At 50.2% G+C, this 20,515-nt stretch carries 19 protein-coding genes and 2 pseudogenes; 15 read left to right on the top strand and 6 right to left on the bottom strand.

Annotated elements, in window-relative coordinates:
• Positions 1 to 36: 36 nt before the first annotated feature.
• The 3 genes and pseudogenes from MYS68_RS21020 to MYS68_RS21010 form a co-directional block, all read right to left on the bottom strand.
• Positions 37 to 627: pseudogene (locus tag MYS68_RS21020) on the bottom strand (RNA-guided endonuclease TnpB family protein); the annotation flags it as partial.
• Positions 627 to 1,047 (bottom strand): annotated as a pseudogene (gene tnpA, locus MYS68_RS21015) (IS200/IS605 family transposase). The pseudogenes MYS68_RS21020 and tnpA, both read right to left, overlap by 1 nt.
• 241 nt (positions 1,048 to 1,288) lie before the next feature.
• On the bottom strand, positions 1,289 to 2,569 hold the full coding sequence (locus MYS68_RS21010; protein ID WP_248927724.1) for a VWA domain-containing protein: 1,281 nt from the start codon (positions 2,567 to 2,569) through the stop codon (positions 1,289 to 1,291).
• A gap of 210 nt (positions 2,570 to 2,779) precedes the next feature.
• Between MYS68_RS21010 and MYS68_RS21005 the strand changes: the two genes are divergently transcribed.
• The 7 genes from MYS68_RS21005 to MYS68_RS20975 all read left to right on the top strand — a co-directional run bounded on the left by MYS68_RS21005 (position 2,780) and on the right by MYS68_RS20975 (position 9,428).
• A complete protein-coding gene (locus MYS68_RS21005) occupies positions 2,780 to 3,061 on the top strand; it encodes a chorismate mutase (RefSeq protein WP_248927723.1) in 282 nt (93 codons plus the stop codon).
• A 104-nt stretch (positions 3,062 to 3,165) separates the two neighbouring features.
• On the top strand, positions 3,166 to 3,576 hold the full coding sequence (locus MYS68_RS21000) for a GNAT family N-acetyltransferase (RefSeq protein WP_248930972.1): 411 nt from the start codon (positions 3,166 to 3,168) through the stop codon (positions 3,574 to 3,576).
• A gap of 142 nt (positions 3,577 to 3,718) precedes the next feature.
• Positions 3,719 to 4,729 (top strand): GNAT family N-acetyltransferase, encoded by a 1,011-nt coding sequence (locus tag MYS68_RS20995; RefSeq protein ID WP_248927722.1) that lies wholly within the window; start codon positions 3,719 to 3,721, stop codon positions 4,727 to 4,729.
• Between the two features lies 1 nt (position 4,730).
• On the top strand, positions 4,731 to 5,486 hold the full coding sequence (locus MYS68_RS20990; RefSeq protein ID WP_248927721.1) for an SAM-dependent methyltransferase: 756 nt from the start codon (positions 4,731 to 4,733) through the stop codon (positions 5,484 to 5,486).
• A 197-nt stretch (positions 5,487 to 5,683) separates the two neighbouring features.
• Complete coding sequence (locus MYS68_RS38885; RefSeq protein ID WP_248927720.1) at positions 5,684 to 7,450, top strand: methyl-accepting chemotaxis protein; 1,767 nt, start codon at positions 5,684 to 5,686, stop codon at positions 7,448 to 7,450.
• Between the two features lie 121 nt (positions 7,451 to 7,571).
• Complete coding sequence (locus tag MYS68_RS20980; RefSeq protein WP_248927719.1) at positions 7,572 to 8,459, top strand: NAD(P)-dependent oxidoreductase; 888 nt, start codon at positions 7,572 to 7,574, stop codon at positions 8,457 to 8,459.
• A gap of 39 nt (positions 8,460 to 8,498) precedes the next feature.
• Positions 8,499 to 9,428: an NAD(P)-dependent oxidoreductase gene (locus MYS68_RS20975; RefSeq protein WP_248927718.1), complete on the top strand. Its 930-nt coding sequence runs from the start codon at positions 8,499 to 8,501 to the stop codon at positions 9,426 to 9,428.
• An 89-nt stretch (positions 9,429 to 9,517) separates the two neighbouring features.
• On the opposite strand, the gene MYS68_RS20970 is transcribed toward MYS68_RS20975, so the two are convergent.
• Positions 9,518 to 9,931, bottom strand: coding sequence for a MerR family transcriptional regulator (locus MYS68_RS20970; protein ID WP_248927717.1), 414 nt, complete (start codon positions 9,929 to 9,931; stop codon positions 9,518 to 9,520).
• 293 nt (positions 9,932 to 10,224) lie between these two features.
• Between MYS68_RS20970 and MYS68_RS20965 the strand changes: the two genes are divergently transcribed.
• On the top strand, positions 10,225 to 10,998 hold the full coding sequence (locus MYS68_RS20965) for an HAD-IIA family hydrolase (RefSeq protein ID WP_248927716.1): 774 nt from the start codon (positions 10,225 to 10,227) through the stop codon (positions 10,996 to 10,998).
• 56 nt (positions 10,999 to 11,054) lie between these two features.
• Positions 11,055 to 11,609, top strand: coding sequence for a glycerol-3-phosphate responsive antiterminator (locus MYS68_RS20960; protein WP_248927715.1), 555 nt, complete (start codon positions 11,055 to 11,057; stop codon positions 11,607 to 11,609).
• Positions 11,610 to 11,931: 322 nt separating this feature from the next.
• Here the strand turns inward: MYS68_RS20960 and MYS68_RS20955 are convergent, their stop codons facing one another.
• The gene (locus MYS68_RS20955; RefSeq protein ID WP_248927714.1) at positions 11,932 to 12,876 is read right to left on the bottom strand and encodes a GDP-L-fucose synthase family protein; all 945 of its coding nucleotides are present in this window, start codon (positions 12,874 to 12,876) and stop codon (positions 11,932 to 11,934) included.
• Between the two features lie 697 nt (positions 12,877 to 13,573).
• On the opposite strand from MYS68_RS20955, the gene MYS68_RS20950 reads away from it, so the two are divergent.
• From MYS68_RS20950 to MYS68_RS20925, 6 genes are all read left to right on the top strand, one after another.
• On the top strand, positions 13,574 to 14,815 hold the full coding sequence (locus tag MYS68_RS20950; protein WP_248927713.1) for a glycosyltransferase family 2 protein: 1,242 nt from the start codon (positions 13,574 to 13,576) through the stop codon (positions 14,813 to 14,815).
• Between the two features lie 36 nt (positions 14,816 to 14,851).
• The gene (locus MYS68_RS20945; RefSeq protein WP_248927712.1) at positions 14,852 to 16,507 is read left to right on the top strand and encodes a glycosyltransferase 61 family protein; all 1,656 of its coding nucleotides are present in this window, start codon (positions 14,852 to 14,854) and stop codon (positions 16,505 to 16,507) included.
• A gap of 27 nt (positions 16,508 to 16,534) precedes the next feature.
• The gene (locus tag MYS68_RS20940) at positions 16,535 to 17,170 is read left to right on the top strand and encodes an FkbM family methyltransferase (protein ID WP_248927711.1); all 636 of its coding nucleotides are present in this window, start codon (positions 16,535 to 16,537) and stop codon (positions 17,168 to 17,170) included.
• 28 nt (positions 17,171 to 17,198) lie between these two features.
• A complete protein-coding gene (locus tag MYS68_RS20935) occupies positions 17,199 to 17,888 on the top strand; it encodes an FkbM family methyltransferase (RefSeq protein ID WP_248927710.1) in 690 nt (229 codons plus the stop codon).
• A gap of 69 nt (positions 17,889 to 17,957) precedes the next feature.
• Positions 17,958 to 18,737 (top strand): FkbM family methyltransferase, encoded by a 780-nt coding sequence (locus MYS68_RS20930; RefSeq protein WP_248927709.1) that lies wholly within the window; start codon positions 17,958 to 17,960, stop codon positions 18,735 to 18,737.
• Between the two features lie 136 nt (positions 18,738 to 18,873).
• The gene (locus MYS68_RS20925; protein ID WP_248927708.1) at positions 18,874 to 19,578 is read left to right on the top strand and encodes a glycerophosphodiester phosphodiesterase; all 705 of its coding nucleotides are present in this window, start codon (positions 18,874 to 18,876) and stop codon (positions 19,576 to 19,578) included.
• Positions 19,579 to 19,646: 68 nt separating this feature from the next.
• Here MYS68_RS20925 and MYS68_RS20920 read toward each other — a convergent pair whose 3' ends face one another.
• A complete protein-coding gene (locus tag MYS68_RS20920; RefSeq protein WP_248927707.1) occupies positions 19,647 to 20,423 on the bottom strand; it encodes an EcsC family protein in 777 nt (258 codons plus the stop codon).
• Positions 20,424 to 20,515 lie beyond the last annotated feature (92 nt).

Below are 20,515 nucleotides of genomic sequence, written 5' to 3'. Positions count from 1 at the left end.
GGCTACCCCCGTAGTTCCTACGGTTGGCGTAACGATTTACGCTGATAATAGTCTTTTGCCTTCGGCAAGAATGTTTCGACTTGCGTTTATATCCCTTTGATGATGTTCATGGCACGAAGGGCACGTCCAGTCACGAAGATTCAGATTTTTAACCTCTTTGTTTTGGTATCCGCAACTAGAGCACAACTGAGAAGAGGCGAATGTTTTTCCAACGACTACTAATTTTTTTCCATACCATTTCGCCTTGTACTCTAACATCGTTCTGAATTGATACCAAGACACTTCGCTAATCGCTTTTGCTAACTTATGGTTCTGCATCATATTCGAAACTTGCAAATCTTCCATCGCTATCATGTCGTGGTTTTTGACGATGTGCGTTGAAATTTTGTGCAAGTAATCGGTACGAGCAGCCGCAATCCCTTCATGGATACAAGCAACCTTGACCCGTTGTTTGTTCCAGTTGGATGAACCTTTTTTACATCTGGAAAGCTTGCGTTGTTCACGAGCTAATCGATGCTCCATCTTGCGAAGGAATTTCGGATTCGCAAACACTTCACCAGTAGAAAGGGTCGCAAAGTCTTTTAATCCAACATCGATTCCCACTTCCTTGTTTGTTTTTGTAAGCTTTATGGATTTGTATGGTTTTCACCACCTTTCTGATTTTGAATATACTGTCGAATTTGCGCTTCGGTGTGTTCGCTTACGGTTGCTACAAAATAAGAGGGATTCCACATGTTCCCTCCCCAAAGCTTCTTCTTTAATTGTGGAAACACTTTGAATAGAAGATTTGCTGAAACACCTTTAAGAGCCTTGATTACGCTCGGAATAGAATGTTGTGGAGTACAGTCCACCAAAAGATGAATATGGTCAAGATCGCTTTCGATCTCGGTAGTGGTAATCCCATTGTCCGAAGCAATTTTATGTAATATTTCCTTGAGCCGTTTATCTACATGGTCAGACAATACCTTATGCCTTGTACTTCACACACCATACGATGTGGTATTGAATAGAGTAGACGTACCCTCGTCCATGTTTAACTTCTGACATCATTGTCCACCTCTTAACTCGAGGATAACATATGTCAATAGATTTTGTGAAGATATCCTAATACTTATTTGTCTTTTTCTTATATTACATCGTAACATGTGTTGGATGTAAAACGCACCAAAATTGGGGTACATCACATCCGAAGCCGATTCATCTCATGACTAAAGTCACAAGTGTTCTCGGCTGGATCATAAAAACGCAGACCGCCGCAGCGGTCTGCCCGTTTTACCCGAACCAGCGGCTATTGAATATACGAATTAATAGTCTTGACCAGCAGCCGGTTCAGCAGCTCCACCTGGTAATCGCCGATCGTCGGCTCGATATGCTTATCGCCGATTCCGCTGTGGTCGGTCAAGAATATATAGGTGCCTCCGGTCAAAATATCAATCGTCCGCAGCAGCATCTCGGTGTTTTTGTCGACGCCGCTGGATGCGACAGGGATGATGCGGATCCCTTTCTCGGCTGCGGAGGCCGTCACCTTCTGCAGCTTCCCGATCACATCCGGGTTCGGATGCGGCGGTGCATCCAGCACAAGGAACAACAGCCTCGCACGCGCCGATCCGCTCCAATTGTGTTTGTCGATGGCGTCCTGCAGCGCTTCTTCCACAGCTTCCTCGTAGTCGCCGCCTCCCTGCGCCTTTTGTCTGCCGATTTGTTTGACGACCTCATCGACGTCGGCCGTGAACGGAAACGGCCGAACGACGTATTCGTCGCCGCGGTCACGGTAAAAATTGCTGCTCAAACGGACTGAGAGCCGGTTATCGTTCTCCGACTTCACTCGGGCGACGACGTCTTTCAGCTCCGCGGCCAAAAAATTCAACTCATCCGCCATCGAACCGGTCGTATCGACGACGAACATCAGGTCGATCGCATCCGGCTGTTTCCCATCGCCGGGCACGTTCACGACTAGCGGAAGCCCGCCGTTTACGGCAACCTGCTCGACCGTTTTGGTCTGCTGCCCATAAGCGATTTTCAGGCTGTAAGGCGAGTCTTCCTGTTTTTTCGCGACATTAACGAACAGAAACGCTTCGCCCTTGTTATTTGTCCGTGCGCTCCATTCCTGCTGCCCGCTGCCCCCGAACAGCGTCACCTGTGCATCGACTGCCGGTCCGTTGTCCGTTTTCACTTCCACGGTAACCCGCTGATACGTTCTCATGTCCCATTTCTCCTGATACTGCGCCCATTCACGGTTGTTCATCAGATTGAGCCACCAATCCCAATGCCTCAGGTCGCTCCATTCTCCCGCGGTCAACTGCCCGGACTGGATCTGATTTTGCCTGTAGCCGCCTGACGCCCCGCCGGGCGCCTTGTCGCCCTTGGGCGGCGACGATGCCGAATCTTTCCTCGCTTCGGACGAGCTGCCGGCCGGTGCCTCGGCTCTGCTCGTCGCCTTCGCCCCCGCGTTCGAATCGGCCGTGCTGCTCTGCTCTCTGCCGGCGCTGCACCCCGAGGCGAGTGCGAAAGCCGCCAGAACAAGCATCAGCCAGCGCAGGTTTTTTCCTGTAAAGAACAAGCCCCCCATATTCTCTTCCCTCCAGGTATCGTATACTGTTACATCCTTCAGACGAAGGGATCTGGAAATATGTTTCTGATATGGAAGGTCCGGTACGTTTTTTTTCGGAAAAATGAATCGATTTACAGCCTACGGAGGGTATGGTAATGTTTTAACAAATAGCATTACTTTATAGCTTAAAAGCGTTTAAGCACAAAATTATTAAAAGAGGTGCATTTGATGACAAAGCTAGATGAATTGAGGAAAAATATTGACGAAATAGATCAAAAAATAATCGTCTTATTAGCTGAGAGATTTAAATATACAGAAGAAGTCGGAATATATAAAGCGAAAAATCATCTAAATGCCCAAGATGCTGACCGTGAATTTCAACAGTTTCAGAGAATCATTCAGCTTTCCGAACAAAATGGTTTGAATCCTGAATATTCTTCTGAAATATATAGACGCATTATAGATATTGTTATTTCTCGTCATCAAGAGCTGGTGACAACGGAAGGATAATTTGAGCGGAGTACGATAGCGAGGCGATGGAACCGATCCATCGCTTGTTTTTCGTTATTGCGATTGCTTAACTTGATTGTTGCGGGATGATAGGGGGGAGCATGATGAAAATTAGGACTGCAGCCGAATCTGACTATGAATACATAAGAGACCGTGATCATCATATTTTGCATAGTTTAATCCTGCCGAAAATAAGAGAAAAGGAAATATACATCATTCGTAACGAAGAAGATATGAATATCGGATGGATGAGGTATGGATATTTCTGGGATAACGTTCCTTTTATGAATATGATCTGGGTGGACGAACCATATCGGGGAAAAGGCATAGGTAAGCAAGTTGTCTTGTACTGGGAAGGTGAAATGCAAAAAAAGGGTTTAACACTAGTCATGACCTCCACACTGGCTAACGAAAAAGCACAGCACTTCTACAGAAAATTAGGATATCAGGATGCGGGTTGTTTATTGATTGAAAAAGAACCGTTGGAAATCATTTTGACGAAAAAATTAGTTTAAATAGAAACATCATGAGGCCGCCGTTGGATCAATCGGGCCTCGTTATGCTATGCACACCTCCAATATAGCCGAATTTTACCTTTTTATTCCTTTCTCTTTATGTCAACCTAGTAACGGAACGTAAATTTAGGGAGGGATTGGAATGTCGATTACCGTAAGGGCTCTTCGTTTGCCGGACGATTACGAAGCGATAGCGAAATTGGCGAATACTTATTGGTCCGAGCCTACAAATGCCGGAAGGCTTGAGGAAGAAGACGGCAAACTATATACAGTTGGGCATACGTTTACGGATGAGAATGGGCTTCTGGGCGGTTACGATCGGCTTAGGCAGGTTGCTGTCACGGAGTACGACGAAATTGTCGGCTACCTGTGGATATGGCGAGCGCCCTGGACCGAGCCGGGAAATCTGAATCATACGTTGGTCGTCGATCGGACGTTTCGCCATCGAGGCGTCGGCGGGTTGCTGTTTCATCAAGCTTTAAAGTGGGCCCATACGCTTGGCGCAAGTAGGATCGTAACCGAAGTATGGGACGATGATGCCGCATCGCTGGATTTTGCCCGCAATCGAGGCTTTGTTATCGAGCGTCAATCGTTTCAATCGGTGCTTCCGCTCGAGGGACTTGATATCGCAGCCGTCTACGGCACGAATATTCCCGAGCTTCTGGTACGGGAGGGGTTCCGGTTCACGACACTCGCCGAGGAAGGTACGGATGAGGGAGAGTCCCGGCTGTACGAGCTTTACAAGGAAACCCTGGTTGACATTCCGGGTTTCACCGGCGAGGTTCCGGAAATCAACGAATGGCGCAAGTGGTACCTTATGGCGAACGGTTATTCGCCCGAGCAGGTGCTTATTGCTGCCGCCGGTGACCGGTATGTGGGCGTAACCAACGTGCTCCATAATGCGCAGACAAACGGCATGTATCACGAATATACGGGAGTCAGCCGCGACTATCGCCGCCGCAGCATCGGGTTAGCGCTTAAAATCAAAGCGATCGAGCTGGCTGTCGCACGGAAGGCTGCCTATATCCGGACCGATAACGACTCAATGAATGCGCCGATCCTGTCCATCAACCGGCGGCTCGGCTATAAGTCGCTTCGCGGAACTTACCGGCTGACCGTTTCGCTGCGGGAAATGGGACATGGAGGGAAATAGGTTGCGTATAAATAATAAAAATTTTATCGATTTCGAATTTGACGGCGAGTTTTACAAAGAAGTCGGCGATTTTATCCGGGAAAACTATTTCAATTATGGCTTTACTAAAGGAACGGTCCAGGAGGTTGATTTCCTTGTAGAGCTGCTGGACCTCCCTCCCGACAGTCGTATTTTGGACATCGGGTGTGGCCCGGGGCGCCACAGTTTGGAACTGGCACGCCGCGGCTTCACTTCGGTAGGAATAGACATTTCCCCGGAGTTCGTTAAGTACGCCGCTAAAGCGGCATCTGCCGAAAAATTAAGTGCGGAGTTTCATACGATGGATGCCCGGGAGCTCAAATTTTCTGAGGAATTTGACGGTGCAATCTGCCTTTGTGAAGGGGCATTCGGTTTAGCCGGCAATTTGGATAATCACCGGAAAGTATTGAGGGGAGTCCAAAATGCTTTGAAACCGGGAGCGCCATTTGTTTTGACCGCGATAAATGCATTAAGTGCGGCAAGAAACAATAACGACCCTGAAAATTTCGATGCTTATTCCTCTACAAGTTTCAATTTGAGCACGATAAAAAGCCCGGAGGGTGAAATGAAAGAGGTTGCAATATATACGACGGGTTTTACTTTTCGTGAATTGAAGCTTTTGTTTGAAGAATCGGGTTTCGAGGTGTTGGCGGGATATGGTTGTGTTGCGGGTAAGTTTTCCAGAAAGCCGTTAGAGCTGGACGATGTTGAAATCATGATGGTAGCACGCCGTAAATAAGCATTAAGATGGGATGATAGCTCTGTCCAAAACAAACGCCCTCCTGAGATAAAGTCCAACAGAAAAACGAGGCGATGGAACCGATCCATCGCTTTTTGCGCTGCTGCGGAATTATATATATTTTTGTAGAAAAAAGGAGGAATTTGGTGAAAAATACCGAAACTTAGAACATTCATATTCAGCAGGGGGACTTCAGGGTGTATAATCTTATTCGTTTTTTTCAAAAAAGTTTGGCGGCCAAGCTTGTTCTTGTCGCGGGCATCGTTATCGTGCTGCTGTACGCGGGCAATATGCTGCTGCAGCTGCGCAGCGCCAAGTCCGCCAGCGAAAGTGCGATAGCACAATACGGCATCAACCTGGCCAAAAGTTATGCCGGGCAAATGAATGTGCAGCCTTATGCCGAATTTTTGAAAAATCCCGGGGAAAATGATAACTACTGGGCGATTCGAGAAGAGCTAAATAGGTATCGCAAACAAATCGGGGCGCTTTATGTGTATGTGGTCAAAATCAACGAAAAACGGGAACCGTTGATGATGATCGACGGGCAGCCGAAAGATTCCGATTCCGCTTCCCCGATCAATGAGGTGACGGACATTCCTGCGGCGGCAATCGACCAGCTGTTGAAGGGAGAGGCGGCGCATTCGCCGCTCATTCAAAATCCCGAGTACGGCACTTACATATCCGCTTATGCACCGGTTAAGGATGCGCAGGGAAAGATGATCGGCGTGCTCGGCATCGATACGGAAGCAACCGTCATAGACCGGATCTCGGGGGATATTTTGCGGAGCAACGTTTTGTATTATGCGGGACTCGCCGTTCTTACGCTGCTTGCGTTGTTTTTGATTGCGTGGTTTATCGCCGTCGCCTTGCGTCCTCTTCGGCATCTGGTACTGGCGACCGAGAACATAGCCGCCGGAAAGCTCGCCGAGGCCAACGAAATCTTATCTATGCATGCGGTCCGTTCTCTCGATGAAATCGGATCGGCCTATCAAAGCACGAAGAAGATGTCGGATCATCTCAATGCCCTGATGGCGGCCGTCTCCTCGAACGTGCTGGGAACGTCGGAGCAGCTGGCTGCGTCGATGGATGTGTTTGTGCGCCAGTCCGAGGAGCTGGTTCAATTGAATCAAACGGTAAGTTCAACCGCACAAAAGGTGGATGAAGGAGCGCAAACCCAGCAGCAAAGCGCCGTCGAAAGCGCGCGCTCCATGGAGGAGATCACCTTATCCATAGGACGGGTGTCGGAGGCGGCGGCGAATGTCTCCGAAGCTTCCCGGGAGGCGCTCGATTCGGCGGAGTCGGGCAAGGATGTCATTTTATTAATGAGGCGGCAAATTGAAACGATCGCATCGTCTGCCGGCGATACCCAAGAGCTGGTCGAGGCATTAGGCACGTATTCCCGGCAAATCGGCGAGGTTCTTAACATTATCGTGGATATTGCGGAACAAACGAAGCTGCTGGCCTTGAATGCTTCCATAGAAGCGGCACGGGCGGGAGAACATGGAAGCGGCTTCGCCGTCGTTGCGGGAGAAGTGCGCAAGCTGGCCGAGCTTTCCTCTTCCTCCTCTTCAAAGATAGCGTCGCTGCTTACGAATATTCAAAAAGTTTCCGGGGAAATCAGCCATACGATGGCTGCAGGGTCCAAGGAAATTAATGAAGGCGTCGAGCTGTCCGGGCAAGTCGAGGAGACCTTCGGCAGCGTCGTCCGGCTGTTCCGCTACGTTACGGAACAAATTCAGGAAATATCGGCTTCCTCGGAACAGATTTCCGCCAGCTCCCAGACCGTGGCGGCTTCCGTGGAAGAAATCGCGTCCATTGCCCGCGTTTCATCCGGCGACACTCACGAAATCCATCTACTGGCGGATCAGCAGCTTCAGGCTGCCCGGCAAATTGCCGCCTCGGCCGGACAGCTGAGCGGAATGTCGCATGAGATGAGGATAGCGGTGCAAAAGATCAGCATATAACTCGCAAACCCGGCCTGGATGCTCAGGCCGGGTTTGCATTTATGGAAACGTAAAAAAACGGGTTGACTTTGACACTGTGTCAACCTTTTAAGATAAGGGAGAAAGGAGATGAGTATCCCGAATGAAGGACAATCAAAATAAGCAACCGGTGACCGTCATCGGTTTAGGCATGATGGGATCCGCTTTAGCCCAAACGTTCTTGAAGGGAGGCCACCCGACAACCGTCTGGAATCGTACGGCCGGTAAAGCCGATGCACTTGCGAGGCTGGGAGCGGACGCTGCGGGCACGGTGGCCGAAGCGGTTGCGGCAAGTCCGCTGGTAGTCATCTGCGTGCTGGATTACGAAGCCGTAAATGCGATCCTCGAGGAGGCGGGCGACCATCTGGAAGGTCGGGTAATTGTAAACCTGACCAACGGAACACCTGCGCAAGCCCGCCAAACGGCCGCGTGGGCGACCGGGCGGCGCGCGGAATATTTGGACGGCGGGATCATGGCAGTTCCGCAGATGATTGGCACCTCCGGAGCGTTTGTACTGTACAGCGGTTCGCTAAGGACTTTCCAGGAATGTCAGCCGACGCTGGAACTGCTGGGGGCTGCAAAGTATCTTGGTGATGACCCCGGATTGGCGCCTCTCTATGATTTGGCGCTGCTTAGCGCGATGTACGGGATGTTCGGCGGCTTCCTCCATGCGGTTGCCATGGTCCGCTCGCAGCAGATCCAGGCGGAAGCCTTCACTTCGCTGGCGATTCCATGGCTCCATGCAATGTCGGCCTCTTTGCCCCGGATGGCGCAGGCGGTTGATGCAGGCGATCATCGAACGAATGTGTCCAGCCTTTACATCAATCAGGCGGGGTTTGAAAACTTCATCGGCACCTGCCAGGAACTGGGCATAAGCGCCGAGCTTATGATGCCGATTCGAGATTTGATCAACCGCGGGGTTGCGGAAGGTTATGGCGCCGACGGACTTTCAAGGTTGGCCGAGCTGATCCGCAAGCCGATTTCGGTTTAGCTCAGTTGAAATTGTTTTTAGGTGAGGAGGCAAATTCGTATGACTGCAAACGGTGAAATGGAGCAAATGACCCGTAACAGGGAAACCCGGACCGCGAACCGTGTACCGGTAACCGTGCTCGGCCTCGGTCCGATGGGACGGGCGTTGGCGGGAGCTTTCCTTAAGGCCGGACATCCGACCACCGTCTGGAACCGGTCGGCCGGAAAAGCCGATGTGCTTGCCGCACAAGGAGCGATGCCGGCGGACACCGCTGCCGAAGCCGTTGCGGCAAGTCCGCTGACGATCGTTAATGTCCGCGATTATGACGCCGTACATGAGATCGTCGGATCGCTTGGCGAGGCGCTGAAAGGACGCACACTGGTGAATCTCACGTCCGACTCGCCGATTCGTGCGCGCCAAACGGCGGAATGGGCGGCAGGGCATGGGGTCGAATACCTCGACGGGGCGATTATGACTCCGACGACGACAATCGGACAAAACTCGGCCGTCGTCCTGTACAGCGGATCAAAGGCTGTTTATGAGGCACATCGCCATACTTTGTCAAGTATCGGCGGCACTTCCGTACACCTCGGGGAAGACCCGGGCCGGGCCGCCGCATACGACGTATCGCTTCTCGATATTTTCTGGACGGCGATGAGCGGTTATATTCATGCCCTCACCTTGGCGAAAGCGGAGCATATAAGCGCGAAAGAACTGCTTCCATTCGCGCAGGGCATTAGCGGCATTCTGCCGGATATTATGGCCGCACTGGCCGAGCAAGTCGATAACGGGCAGTACCCGGGACTCGGCTCCAACCTCCTGTCGGCGGCTGCGGGTATGGAGCATATTGTGGATACCGCGCACGCCCACGGCATCGATACCAGCGTGCTGAGTGCCGCGGGCAATATCGCAAAACGCGCCATCGACGCCGGCCACGGCGCGGACGGATTCGCCAGTCTGACCGAAGTGCTTCGAAAAAAGCAAGGGTAAACCCCGGGCGGCGGCTTCTGCAATGAACGAACTTGACGTAAAAGTCCGGCCCACAAGAGGGACCGGACTTTTACGTAATGTATCGCCGCTTATAAAGGTGCACCCTGCCCGATAGGGTCGCTCGCCTTACTCAGCAGCGCCTGCCGGACTTTCATTTGTTCAATGCGTCCATCCAGCCGCTGTTGCACGGCAGACAGCGCCTCGATTTGCTTGGCGATTTCTGCGCGTTTTTCCTCGTAAGCATCGAGCATTTCCACACAAAACCCATCTTTGTCGGCATAAGCATCGTAGTCATCATGGCATTTCAATATTTCGAGAATTTCTTTCGTCGACATCCCGAGCTCCAAATAAATCTGGATCGTTTTGATTCGTTTGATGTCGGTCTCGTCGAATTCCCGGTAATCGTTTTCCAACCGTTTGGCGGCAATCAGCTTTTTCTTCTCATAATAGCGGATCGATCGGGCGCTTACTCCGGTTGCTTTGGAGAGTTGGCTTATTTTCAAATGGGATGCCTCCCTTCAACGAAGTGTTTCAATACATACATTATATACTATCATCCCGTCGCTGTAAGTTTTGCAATATTATTGTTCCTTCGAAGTTGCAATTGTTAATTTATTGTTGACAAAACGCTTGCCCCGGCCATATATTATTAACAATCCATATTTCATACGGTTAGGCGCGAGTCCTTGGAGAAAACCTTATCCGTAATCATGCTTTTCCTTAGCGGGAGGAGTATGCTTACACACGGATAAGGTTTTTTGCGTTTTGCGCGAAAAATCATGAGGGTGAGGCAGAAATGGTGAAAGGTTACATTTTTGACTTGGATGGTACCGTTTACTTGGGAGACCGTATGATCGAAGGGGCCGCTGAGGCGATTGAAACGCTCAGGGCAAGGGGAGACCGGGTCGTCTTCTTATCGAACAAGCCGATTGCGACTCGCCAATCATACGTCGACAAGCTGAACAAAATGGGGATCAAAACGACGCTCAGCGACGTGCTGAACTCCTCGCAAATCGTCGCGAGGTATTTGCTGAAGCGCATCCACCCCGGCGAGAAGGTGTTTGTGATCGGGGAGGAGCCGATTCGCGAAGAGCTGGGGCAGCACGGCATCGCGATCACGGAAAACAGCGAAGGCGTCCGCTACGTCGTTTTGTCGTGGGACCGCAGCTTCACCTACGACAAGCTGAACCGTCTGTATCAGGCGGCAATCCGCGGCTCCGTCATCATCGCCTCCAACCCGGATGCGACGTGCCCGCTCGACGGCGGGCAGCTTCCCGATACCGGCGCCTTTATCGCTGCGCTGGAGGTCGCCACCGGCAAGCCGATCGACCTTGTCGTCGGCAAACCGTCCCTCATCGCCGCAGAGGAAGCGATTGCGCATCTGGGGCTGAGCTGCGAGAACATCTTTATGGTCGGCGACAGACTGGAGACGGACATCCGGATGGCGAACGAAGCGGGCATGAAGTCGGTGCTGGTGCTCACGGGTGTCAGCACGAAGGAAATGGCCGAAAAGGCGCCTTTCCGCCCGCATTATATCGTTCCGAGCATCAAAGATGTCGTAAATTTATGATCCGCCCCGATAAGTCATGGTATAATGTTCTCACCTTAGAGAAGGGCGGGAGATGCATGTATCCGATTGTCGACATTGTAGAACACCAAACCATTGCAGCTGTGCAGAAAGTCGAAGATATGGATCGGGCGATCGCAAGCCCGGTCAACGTCATTTTTTTGCTCACCGGGTCGATTTTTAACGTGAAGGATTTGGTCGACCAGGTGAAGGCCTCCGGCAAGCATGTGTTTCTTCATATGGAGTTTATCGAAGGCATCGCTCCGGACCGAAGCGGCGTCGCCTACATCGCGCAAAACATCCGTCCGACGGGCATCATTTCGACGAAGAGCAATTTGATCCGCGGGGCGAAGGAAAACGGCCTCATGGCGATCCAGCGCATATTCCTGATCGACCGCAGCGCGGTCGTCCGCGGCATTAAGGCGGCCGAACAAAGCGGGCCCGATGCGATCGAGGTCATGCCGGGCATCATGCCCCGGGTCATCCGCGAGATGACCGACATGACGTCGCTGCCGATCATTGCGGGAGGGCTCGTCGGCAACCGCCGGGAGATCGGGGAAGCGCTCGAGGCGGGGGCTTTGGCCGTCTCGGCCGGTACTGCAGAGCTTTGGTGACGGCCGATCATGACCTTCCGCCGGAACTCAGGTGATCTATTTGTCCGTTTACCCGACATACACGCCGTTTTCCGCCATATCAGCGCATCTCAGTTCCTCTATTTTTTTGGCCGTGCTCATTTACATGAGAATAGCGAACCTGTGTTCCTCTATATATATGACACTATATTTGCAGGATACAGGTTCCCGCGAATTCATGCGATTTTTTGGCGGTTAGACGTCAAAAAGCCGTCCATGTGCTTAATGGGACGGCTTCTTTCCATGCCTACGGGCCCCTCCACACGCGCGGTCCGACCATGCGATAAAGAGGGCATTCCATTACTTAAGCGTTGTCCATATGCTCCAGGTACCACTCAATCGTATGCCTTAATCCGCTCTTCAGACTCGTCTTCGCTTCAAATCCGAACCACGCTTTCGCCCGCTCGGTGTTTAACCTTCTTCTCGGTTGGCCGTCCGGCTTGGACGTGTCCCAAACCAGTTCACCCGGATAACCGGTGAGCTCCTTAATCATTTCGGCAAGGCGGCGAATTGAAATTTCTTGTCCGGATCCGAGGTTGACCGGGGCCGAATCGTCGTAACGCTGTGTCGCGAGGACGATCGCCTCCGCCGCATCCTCCACGTACAGAAACTCTCTGGTTGCTTTCCCCGTTCCCCACAGTGTGACGCTTGGATCGTTTCGCCGCTTCGCCTCCAGGCATTTGCGGATGAGTGCAGGAATGACGTGTGACGTTTGCAGATCGAAATTGTCCCCGGGACCGTACAGGTTGACCGGAAGCAGATAGATGGCATTAAAGCCGTACTGCCTGCGGTAAGCATCCGCCTGAACGAGCATCATCTTTTTGGCAAGCCCGTAGGGAGCATTGGTTTCTTCGGGGTAACCATTCCATAAATCATCTTCATTGAACGGAATCGGGGCAAATTTCGGATAAGAGCATATCGTCCCGATCGCAACGAACTTTTCAACGCCGAACAAACGGGATTGTTCCATCAGCTGTGTGCCCATGATCAGATTATCGTACAGGAACTTGCCGGGATTCAGCAGGTTGGCGCCGATCCCCCCGACAACAGCGGCCAAATGAATGATCATATCGGGGCGGCTGCTTTCCAGCATGCGGATAATGTCTTGCTCCCGGCGAAGATCGAATTGTTTGCTTCTGGGAACAACAATCGACGTACACCCGGCTTCTTCCAATTTTTTGACCACCTGTTTGCCCAAAAAGCCTGAACCGCCCGTTACCACCACTCTTTTATTTGATATATGCAACATTAACGAAACCTCCCTTGGATAGCTTGGCTAGCAAAAGATGTTATTTGACAGGGGTATCATCGTGATTAGCTATTAACCAATTTGTAAGCTCGGAACGCATGTGCCAATAAACATGGCAAAACTCTGTTTCATTTGGCATTAACGGAGCAATGTCTTGAAGAATGAAACTGAGGGGACGCGGATCGTTATTAATGCCCATTGCAGAAGGTACAATACGGCGATGAGCAGCAATTTCGATCGTACAGGTTTTGTGCTGGTTCGGGATGTCGATTCCCAGCACGAATTGTTGGGCTTTTCCCAAAAATGCCGCAGGATTTATAAATATTCAACAGCGAGAACAAATCCTTGCGGACATGGCTGTCCGAAAAAAGCCCGAAGCCGGCTCCGGCAGTCCGACTTCGTGGCAAATCGTTGCCGTTTTCGATTTGGGAAATCACATCATATCATTTCTCCTTCAAAATAAAGTTTTAAGTTTCTTTTTTTCAGCATATGCGACAGAGACATCGAAGATATAAACAAGTTGCCTGTTGATGGAAAAATGGTTTTTTATAAGGGGGGGGACATACAAGTTGGCGCTCATGACGTCATCGGAGCAACACTCTGGATTACCTATTTTTATGAAAATAGGTGGTTTTGTCCATACCCTACCAGGTTTGAAACATATAATGGGAAGAGCTTTAGGAGAGGAGGCTGTTGTATGACCGCACATGACTATCCTTTAGTCAGCATAATTACACCTTCATTTAATCAGGGGAAGTATATCCGTGAAACGATAGAAAGCGTCTTGGCCCAGGAGTATCCGAATATTGAGCATATTATCATAGACGGAGGCTCCTCCGATGAAACGCTTGGGATATTGCACAGTTACAGTTATTTGGGTGAAAGATTTCGTTTTGTTTCGGAACCCGACCGCGGACAGGCACACGCCATTAACAAAGGACTGGCTATGGCAAAGGGTTCGATTATCGGATGGCTGAATTCGGACGATACTTATATGCCATGGTCGGTCGGAAAAGCAGTTCAAGCATTCCATGACCATCCGGAGTGGGGCATGGTCTATGGCAGAGGAAATTACACCGATGAGCATGATCGTATCATTGTTGCTCATCCCGTTGAGGCTTTCAGCAAAAGACGATTGTTTGAGGCGTGTATTATATGCCAGCCCGCCGCTTTCATCAGGAAAAGCACCTTTCTCGATGTCGGTGGAGTCGATGAGAGCTATTATTTTTGCATGGATTACGATCTATGGATGAGAATTGCGAAAAAATATACAATTGGCGATATTCAAGAATGTTTGGCTCACGCCAAATGGCATTCCGAAGGAAAAACTATGACAAGCTTCGGCACTACGGGACTGCATGAGGTATTTCGCGCGAGTCTAAAAAACTACAGTGCCATTTCAAATGAATTAATTCATTTTTTTGTCACATTTCACCAGGATAAGGAACCGCTTTGGATTTTGCACCAAATGAAGCCGTATCCGTTATTCGGAAATGCCCCTAAAATCACGGCCATGAACAGATACGATGATTTATGGGTGTCCACCCACTTTAACATATCTATCGAGGTCGCCCGGGAAACACCGCTTCACACGTTGATTGTGAAAGGAAGGCATGTGATTCAGAACGATCCTTTTCCTTGCTCCATTTATGTAAATAATCAATTTTATAAAAACGATGTTATTCAGCCGGGGACATTTAAGTTAAATATTGAAATTCCTTGGGGAAGTCAAAATCTTGACGTTCAGATCGATTGTTACTACCATGTAATACCTGCCCAAATAGGGTTAAGTTCGGATCCGCGCGCGCTAAGCTATATCGTCGATGAAGTAAGCCCGCTTTCTGCAAAAGAATACGAATTTTATCAAGTGCTGCAGAACGGTACCGCGCATGTTCAAGAATGGCTTTCGAAAAACAGGTATCCGACACCTGATTTGTAACCAATTGGCTCATGGGTCTCGGAGGGAGCATAGAACATGAGTATAGCTCAGAGATTGCAAAACGTTTTGAAAAAGGATTGGGATGGATTCGTCGTGGAAGTATTCCGGGAGTGGTTGCATCAGGAGCCGAGTTCTTACGATTTAAATTACTATGTTTCTTTACTGAGAAGCGGAAAATCGAAATTGGAAGTGTTGTTTTCAATTCTTTATGCGATAAGGCATCAAATGAGTAAATTTTGGAGCGGTACGTCTCCTTCCGAAGTTTGCATCAATACAAAGGATTGGTTGGTTTCCTTTTGCAATATGAATGGGATGCATCCGTATTACGTCAAATTCGATACGGAACCCCCTTCCATCCGTTACGACGCCAAAACCATCTGGCCGTCTCCTTACCATCATAAATTTATAAAGTTATTGCATGACCCGCCGGAACAATTTGTCGCTGTCGTACCCTGGGGGCGGGTTTGGGGGCCTAACGGAGCCGTTTGCACTCCGGATCACAAGCTGCTGTGGGATATTTCATTGGAATATAACAAGCAGCCCTATCAGCATTCGATTTTTTCCGAAACCGTGCTGCCCCCTTTGATAAAATCGAACGAAACTGTGGCCGTACTAACCTCTGTTGCCAGCTCGAATTATTATCATTGGCTGTTTGACGTACTTCCTCGGTTCGAATTATTGCGCCGCAGCGGAATTCCCATCGATCGATTCATCATCAATCGCCAAAGTCGCCCGCGCTTTCAAGCGGAAACACTCGCAGCATTAGGTATCCCTGAAGAAAAATTGCTCGATTGTAACGAATCTACTCATCTGGAAGCCCGAACTTTGGTCGTCTCTTCTATGCCCGGATGCACCGGACAGGTGCCGAAGTGGGTTAGCGATTACTTGAAAAAGCAGCTTCTGGGTAATAGTAAAACCAATCCATTTAGTGGATATGAGCGAATTTATATCACACGCGCGCACACGAAATATCGAAAAGTGATCAATGAGGATGAAGTGATCCGATTTTTGGAAGGATATGGATTCCATCCTGTTGCTCTGGAGTTTCTAACCGTACAGGAGGAAGCCCAGCTCTTCGCATCTGCGAAAGTGGTAGTCGCACCTCATGGGGCCGGGTTGACGAATTTAATATATTGCAATCCGGGAACAAAGGTCGTAGAAATCTTCGCTCCCAACTACGTTCATCCGGTGTATTGGGTACTTAGCCATAACCTTGGCTTGGATTACTATTATTTGACCGGTGAAGGCCGAGTCGATCCAACAAATTCGTTGAATGTGGTTGAAGATATTAGGGTCGACCTGTATAAATTATCCGAAACTTTACGGTTCGCCAATGTCACAAATGAAAGAGCAGGGGAGTCATTGGTCAAGATGGATTTTATCAGAAAACTTAGAAGTCTGTTCCGCATGGACGAATCCAACGATATTATACTTCATCCTAATGCCGTAGAAAGTGCCGTCAAAGACTGGGACAGCCTTAATATACGAAGTATCTGGACATTGAAAACGATGATGTCCAAGGAAGGATACGATTTCGTTCGGGATTGCTACCGCGAGCTGCTGTGCCGAATGCCGGGGCAGGAAGAGTTGGACTTTCATGTGAACCTGCTTTGGTCAGGCATGTCTAAACTGGATCTCGCCCTTGGCATCATGCAAAGTCAAGAAGCGATAGGGTTATACTCCCGAAATTAAATATGCTGTTTGGAGGTCGAATAAGGGATGATCGATTTATATTCTTTGTGCAAAAATTATGGTATCGGAAACCATGGAGTTATTCATTTAGGTGCACACGAAGGGCAGGAAGTCCATTTATACCAATCTCTGGGCATGCAAAATATATTGTTTGTCGAAGCCAACCCTGACGTTTATCATCGTTTGAATGCCAACGTAAGTTCCTTTCCTAATGTAAGAACGGCTAACTACGCAATTACGGACCGGAACGGAGTTGTTCAATTTCATGTCACCACATCCGATTTCTGCAGCTCCGTGCTGCCGTTGAAAACAGTCACGACGAATTATCCGGGAATAGCGGAAATGTATCAAATCACCATCCCCTCGCGAACGGTGGATTCGCTGCTGGCAGAACTTCATTTCTCCCCGGCTGATTTCAAATTATTGAATATGGACATACAGGGGGCGGAGCTGCTGGCTCTTCAAGGAGCAGGAGGCTTGCTTCAGCACCTGGATGCGATTACTACCGAAGTCAATTTTGAAGAGCTTTATGAAGGCTGTGTGCTTATCGGTCAATTGGATCATTTTTTAAGCGTGTACGGCTTTCATCGTGTAGAAACCGTGCAATATCATCCAACCTGGGGAGACGCCTTTTATGTGAGGGGCAGCCTGATCGGAAGATAAGCAAATTTGATTACGGGGTGAACAAGAAATGGATCATGATTTTCAATCCAAAATAAGTATGTATTCCCAATTCGTTAAACCTGGTGCTTTATGTTTTGATGTAGGGGCAAATGTCGGTAATCGCACAGCGGTTTTTCTGCATCTTGGCGCCAACGTGGTGGCGGTAGAACCGCAGCCGGATTGCATTCAAAGTCTCTGGGCCCAATTCGGCAACCATCCTAAATTTACATTGGTTCAGAAAGCTCTGGGGCCGTATGAAGGGGTCGGGGAGTTGAATCTGAGCCAGTGGAATCCGCTTGCTTCGATGTCCGCGGAATGGATTCATCAGACGAAAGCGAGCGGCCGTTTCGCTCACATCGACTGGTACAATAAGATACAAATCCAAGTGACCACAATGGATAATCTGATTCGCGAGTACGGTATTCCCGCTTTTTGCAAAATTGATGTCGAAGGGTATGAGTCTCACGTACTTGCAGGATTATCCGTTCCGATTCCGGTGCTTTCTTTCGAATTTACCAAAGAGCATCTTCAACCGGCTGTCGAATGTGTTCATCTCCTTGCAGCATTAGGGAATTATCGTTTTAACATTTCTTCCGAGGAAAGCATGAGGTTTGATCTGCCCTACTGGCTGGAACCAAAGCAGTTTCTTGCCGATCTTGATCGCATTCTGCCGAACCCTCTTGCATGGGGAGACGTATACGCCGTATTGGTAGGTTAGTTTGTCGGGGTAACGGGATAGGAGCGCGATCAGTAAGGGTGCGTCTCGTTAGCGAGGGAGGTAGATCGAATGACTGGCGAATCAGCCGCTTATCAGTGGGGAGAAGAGTTCTTGGTGCTTGCGCACAATTCTTTCGGTCAAATGCTGAAGATGTTTATTAGCGGACCGGGCATCGTCGAGGATTACATTATGAAAACCGGCAGATGGGAACCGCATTTGGCGGATTTGATGTCCCGTTTTAGCAAGGAAGGGGGTGTTGTATTGGATGTCGGCGCCTACATCGGGTATCATACGCTAAATTTGGCCAGCTTGTCTCCTGGGATTACATGCATTTGCTTCGAGCCCCATCCGGCAATCTACGGGACGTTGACACGCAACGTTGCGGCGAATTCGCTGTCCAATGTTCAAGCGTATAATTATGCGGTTGGAGACAGCCAGGGCACGGTCAGCTTCTACATGCAAAGCAAGGATAATTACAATCGTGCGCTGTCAACGATTCACTACCACCATGAGATTGGAAGCTTTGAAGAAACCAAGGTGACGTCCATCACGCTCAACGACTTTCTGAACGAGGACATCAAGAGCAGAGTAAACGTCCTGAAAATCGACACGCAGGGGAATGAGTACCAGGTGCTGAAGGGCGCTTCGGACATTTTGCATAAATCGCGACCTTTGATCGCTTTTGAATACCATCCTCATTGCGGGGTCGTCTTGGAGGATATCGTCAATCTTATGCCGGGGTACGATATTTACAAGATGGATGCATTGAACGGAGAGCTCAGAAAGCTGCACGAGCCTGATCCGAACAACTTCGCCCTGGATTACGTTTGCATCCCCAGAAGCCTGTGAGCCGGCACTGAATGAAACCGTGTTATGGGGCGAAGAGGGTGTGCCGGGAAAACATGGTCAGCCGTCTACGGATGAGTTATGATAAAAGGGTTGGAGCATTTCCGCATGGAATGAACAATGGAGGAGGACAACCCATATGACCGTAACCGGACTGGCGCATCGAGGTTATCCCAGGAAGTACCCGGAGAACACGATTTCTTCTTTTCAAGCCGCGCTGGATTTGAACTTTAGCGTGCTCGAGCTGGACGTGCAGCTGACCAAGGACGGCGTACCCGTTGTGATTCACGATACGACCGTAAACCGGACCACGAACGGGAAAGGCCGCGTGATCGATTATACGTTCGAGGAGCTGCGGAAGCTGGACGCCGGCGGCGGCCAGCCGATCCCGACGCTGGAGGAAGTGCTTGCGCTGGCCAAAGGGAAGGCCAAAGTCGATATCGAGCTCAAGCAGAGCGGCAACCTGTATCCCGGGCTCGAGGAAAAAGTGCTTGAGGTCGTTGCCGACGCAGGTATGCAGGACCAGGTGTTCGTTACTTCCTTCGATCATTATTCGATCATCCGGATGAGAGAACTGTCCGCGGACATCGAGCTCGGGCTTGTCATCTACGGCGCGACACCGTCGGTGTTTCCGCTGGCGAAGCAGCTCGGCGCCAAATACGTGTCGGTCAAATCCATATATTTGAACGACGATTTCGTCCGGCGCTGCGCGGAGCAGGACATCCGGATCATCGCATGGACGATCGATGACGAAGAAGAGATGCGCGCGCTTCGCTCCCGCTATCCGCAAATATGGGTTTGCACCAACGAGCTGGAGAAGTGGAAAGCTTGCGTGGAGGAGTAAGGGAACCGAAGCATAAAAACAAGGCCAGGGCGGATCGATGCGATCCGCCCTTTTGGCGTGCACGGATATTATTCCGCCTCCGGTCCTTCGAGCGGTTCCGGCTGCGGACCGTTCAGCAGGCGAAGCCGGAAACAGTTGATTCCGGTCTCCCCTAACTCCTCCAGCAGACCATAGTTGGCCCAAGCGCCGACGACGGCGCCGATGCCCGGCACAAGCTGGAGCATTTTGCGAAAATCGATCGTGTCGCGGTATTCCTGCTGCAGCTGCTGCCAGTCGATATGCTCGACGTTCGATTGCAGCGGCGGCAGCGAGGCGGCCGTTTCGGGCCAGCGGAGGATGGTTTGAAGCAGCGCCGGTTTTTTCGTTTGTCCGGAAAATGCGAGCTGAAATACGTAAAGCAAAAACAACCGCTCGCGGTAATCTTTGGTCCGGAATCCGTATACGTGGGCAAGCTCGAACAAAAACTTCATCTTGATTCCGATCAGCAGCGGAAAATCCGCCAAACCCAGCAGGATGCCGCCTGCGCCGGTGCCCGCTCCTTCGGCGGCGGCGAGCTTTTTATAGACGGAAAGCAGCTCCGAAGCCCGGCGGTCGCGCTCCGCCAGCGAAATTCCTTCGAGAGGCTCGCCTTTGGGGATATAGTCCAGGCTGAACAGCGCCGTTTTCACAATGCCTTTCACGGCGGCCGTTATCGCCTCGTGAACTTTTTCCGGAATGACCTGGTTGATTTTCCCCTGAACGAGCCGGGACGTTCTCTCCACGAAACCCGGAGGCTGCAGCAGCTTATTCTCCCACTGCTTCAGCTCCAGCCTTATTTTGTCTTCGTATGTTCGAAACCTGTCCATATTTAATCTCCCTATCATTCGCGGGTTTTCGCTCATTTGCTGTGGCCGCGGAGTACTTCCTGGCTCAGTCTTTAATTGATTAGATTGTAAAG

Source organism: Paenibacillus hamazuiensis (genome assembly GCF_023276405.1).
In the GTDB taxonomy this organism is placed as follows: domain Bacteria; phylum Bacillota; class Bacilli; order Paenibacillales; family NBRC-103111; genus Paenibacillus_AF; species Paenibacillus_AF hamazuiensis.
Note: the sequence above shows the minus strand (reverse complement) of the source record. Positions and strands in the feature narration are given on the sequence as shown.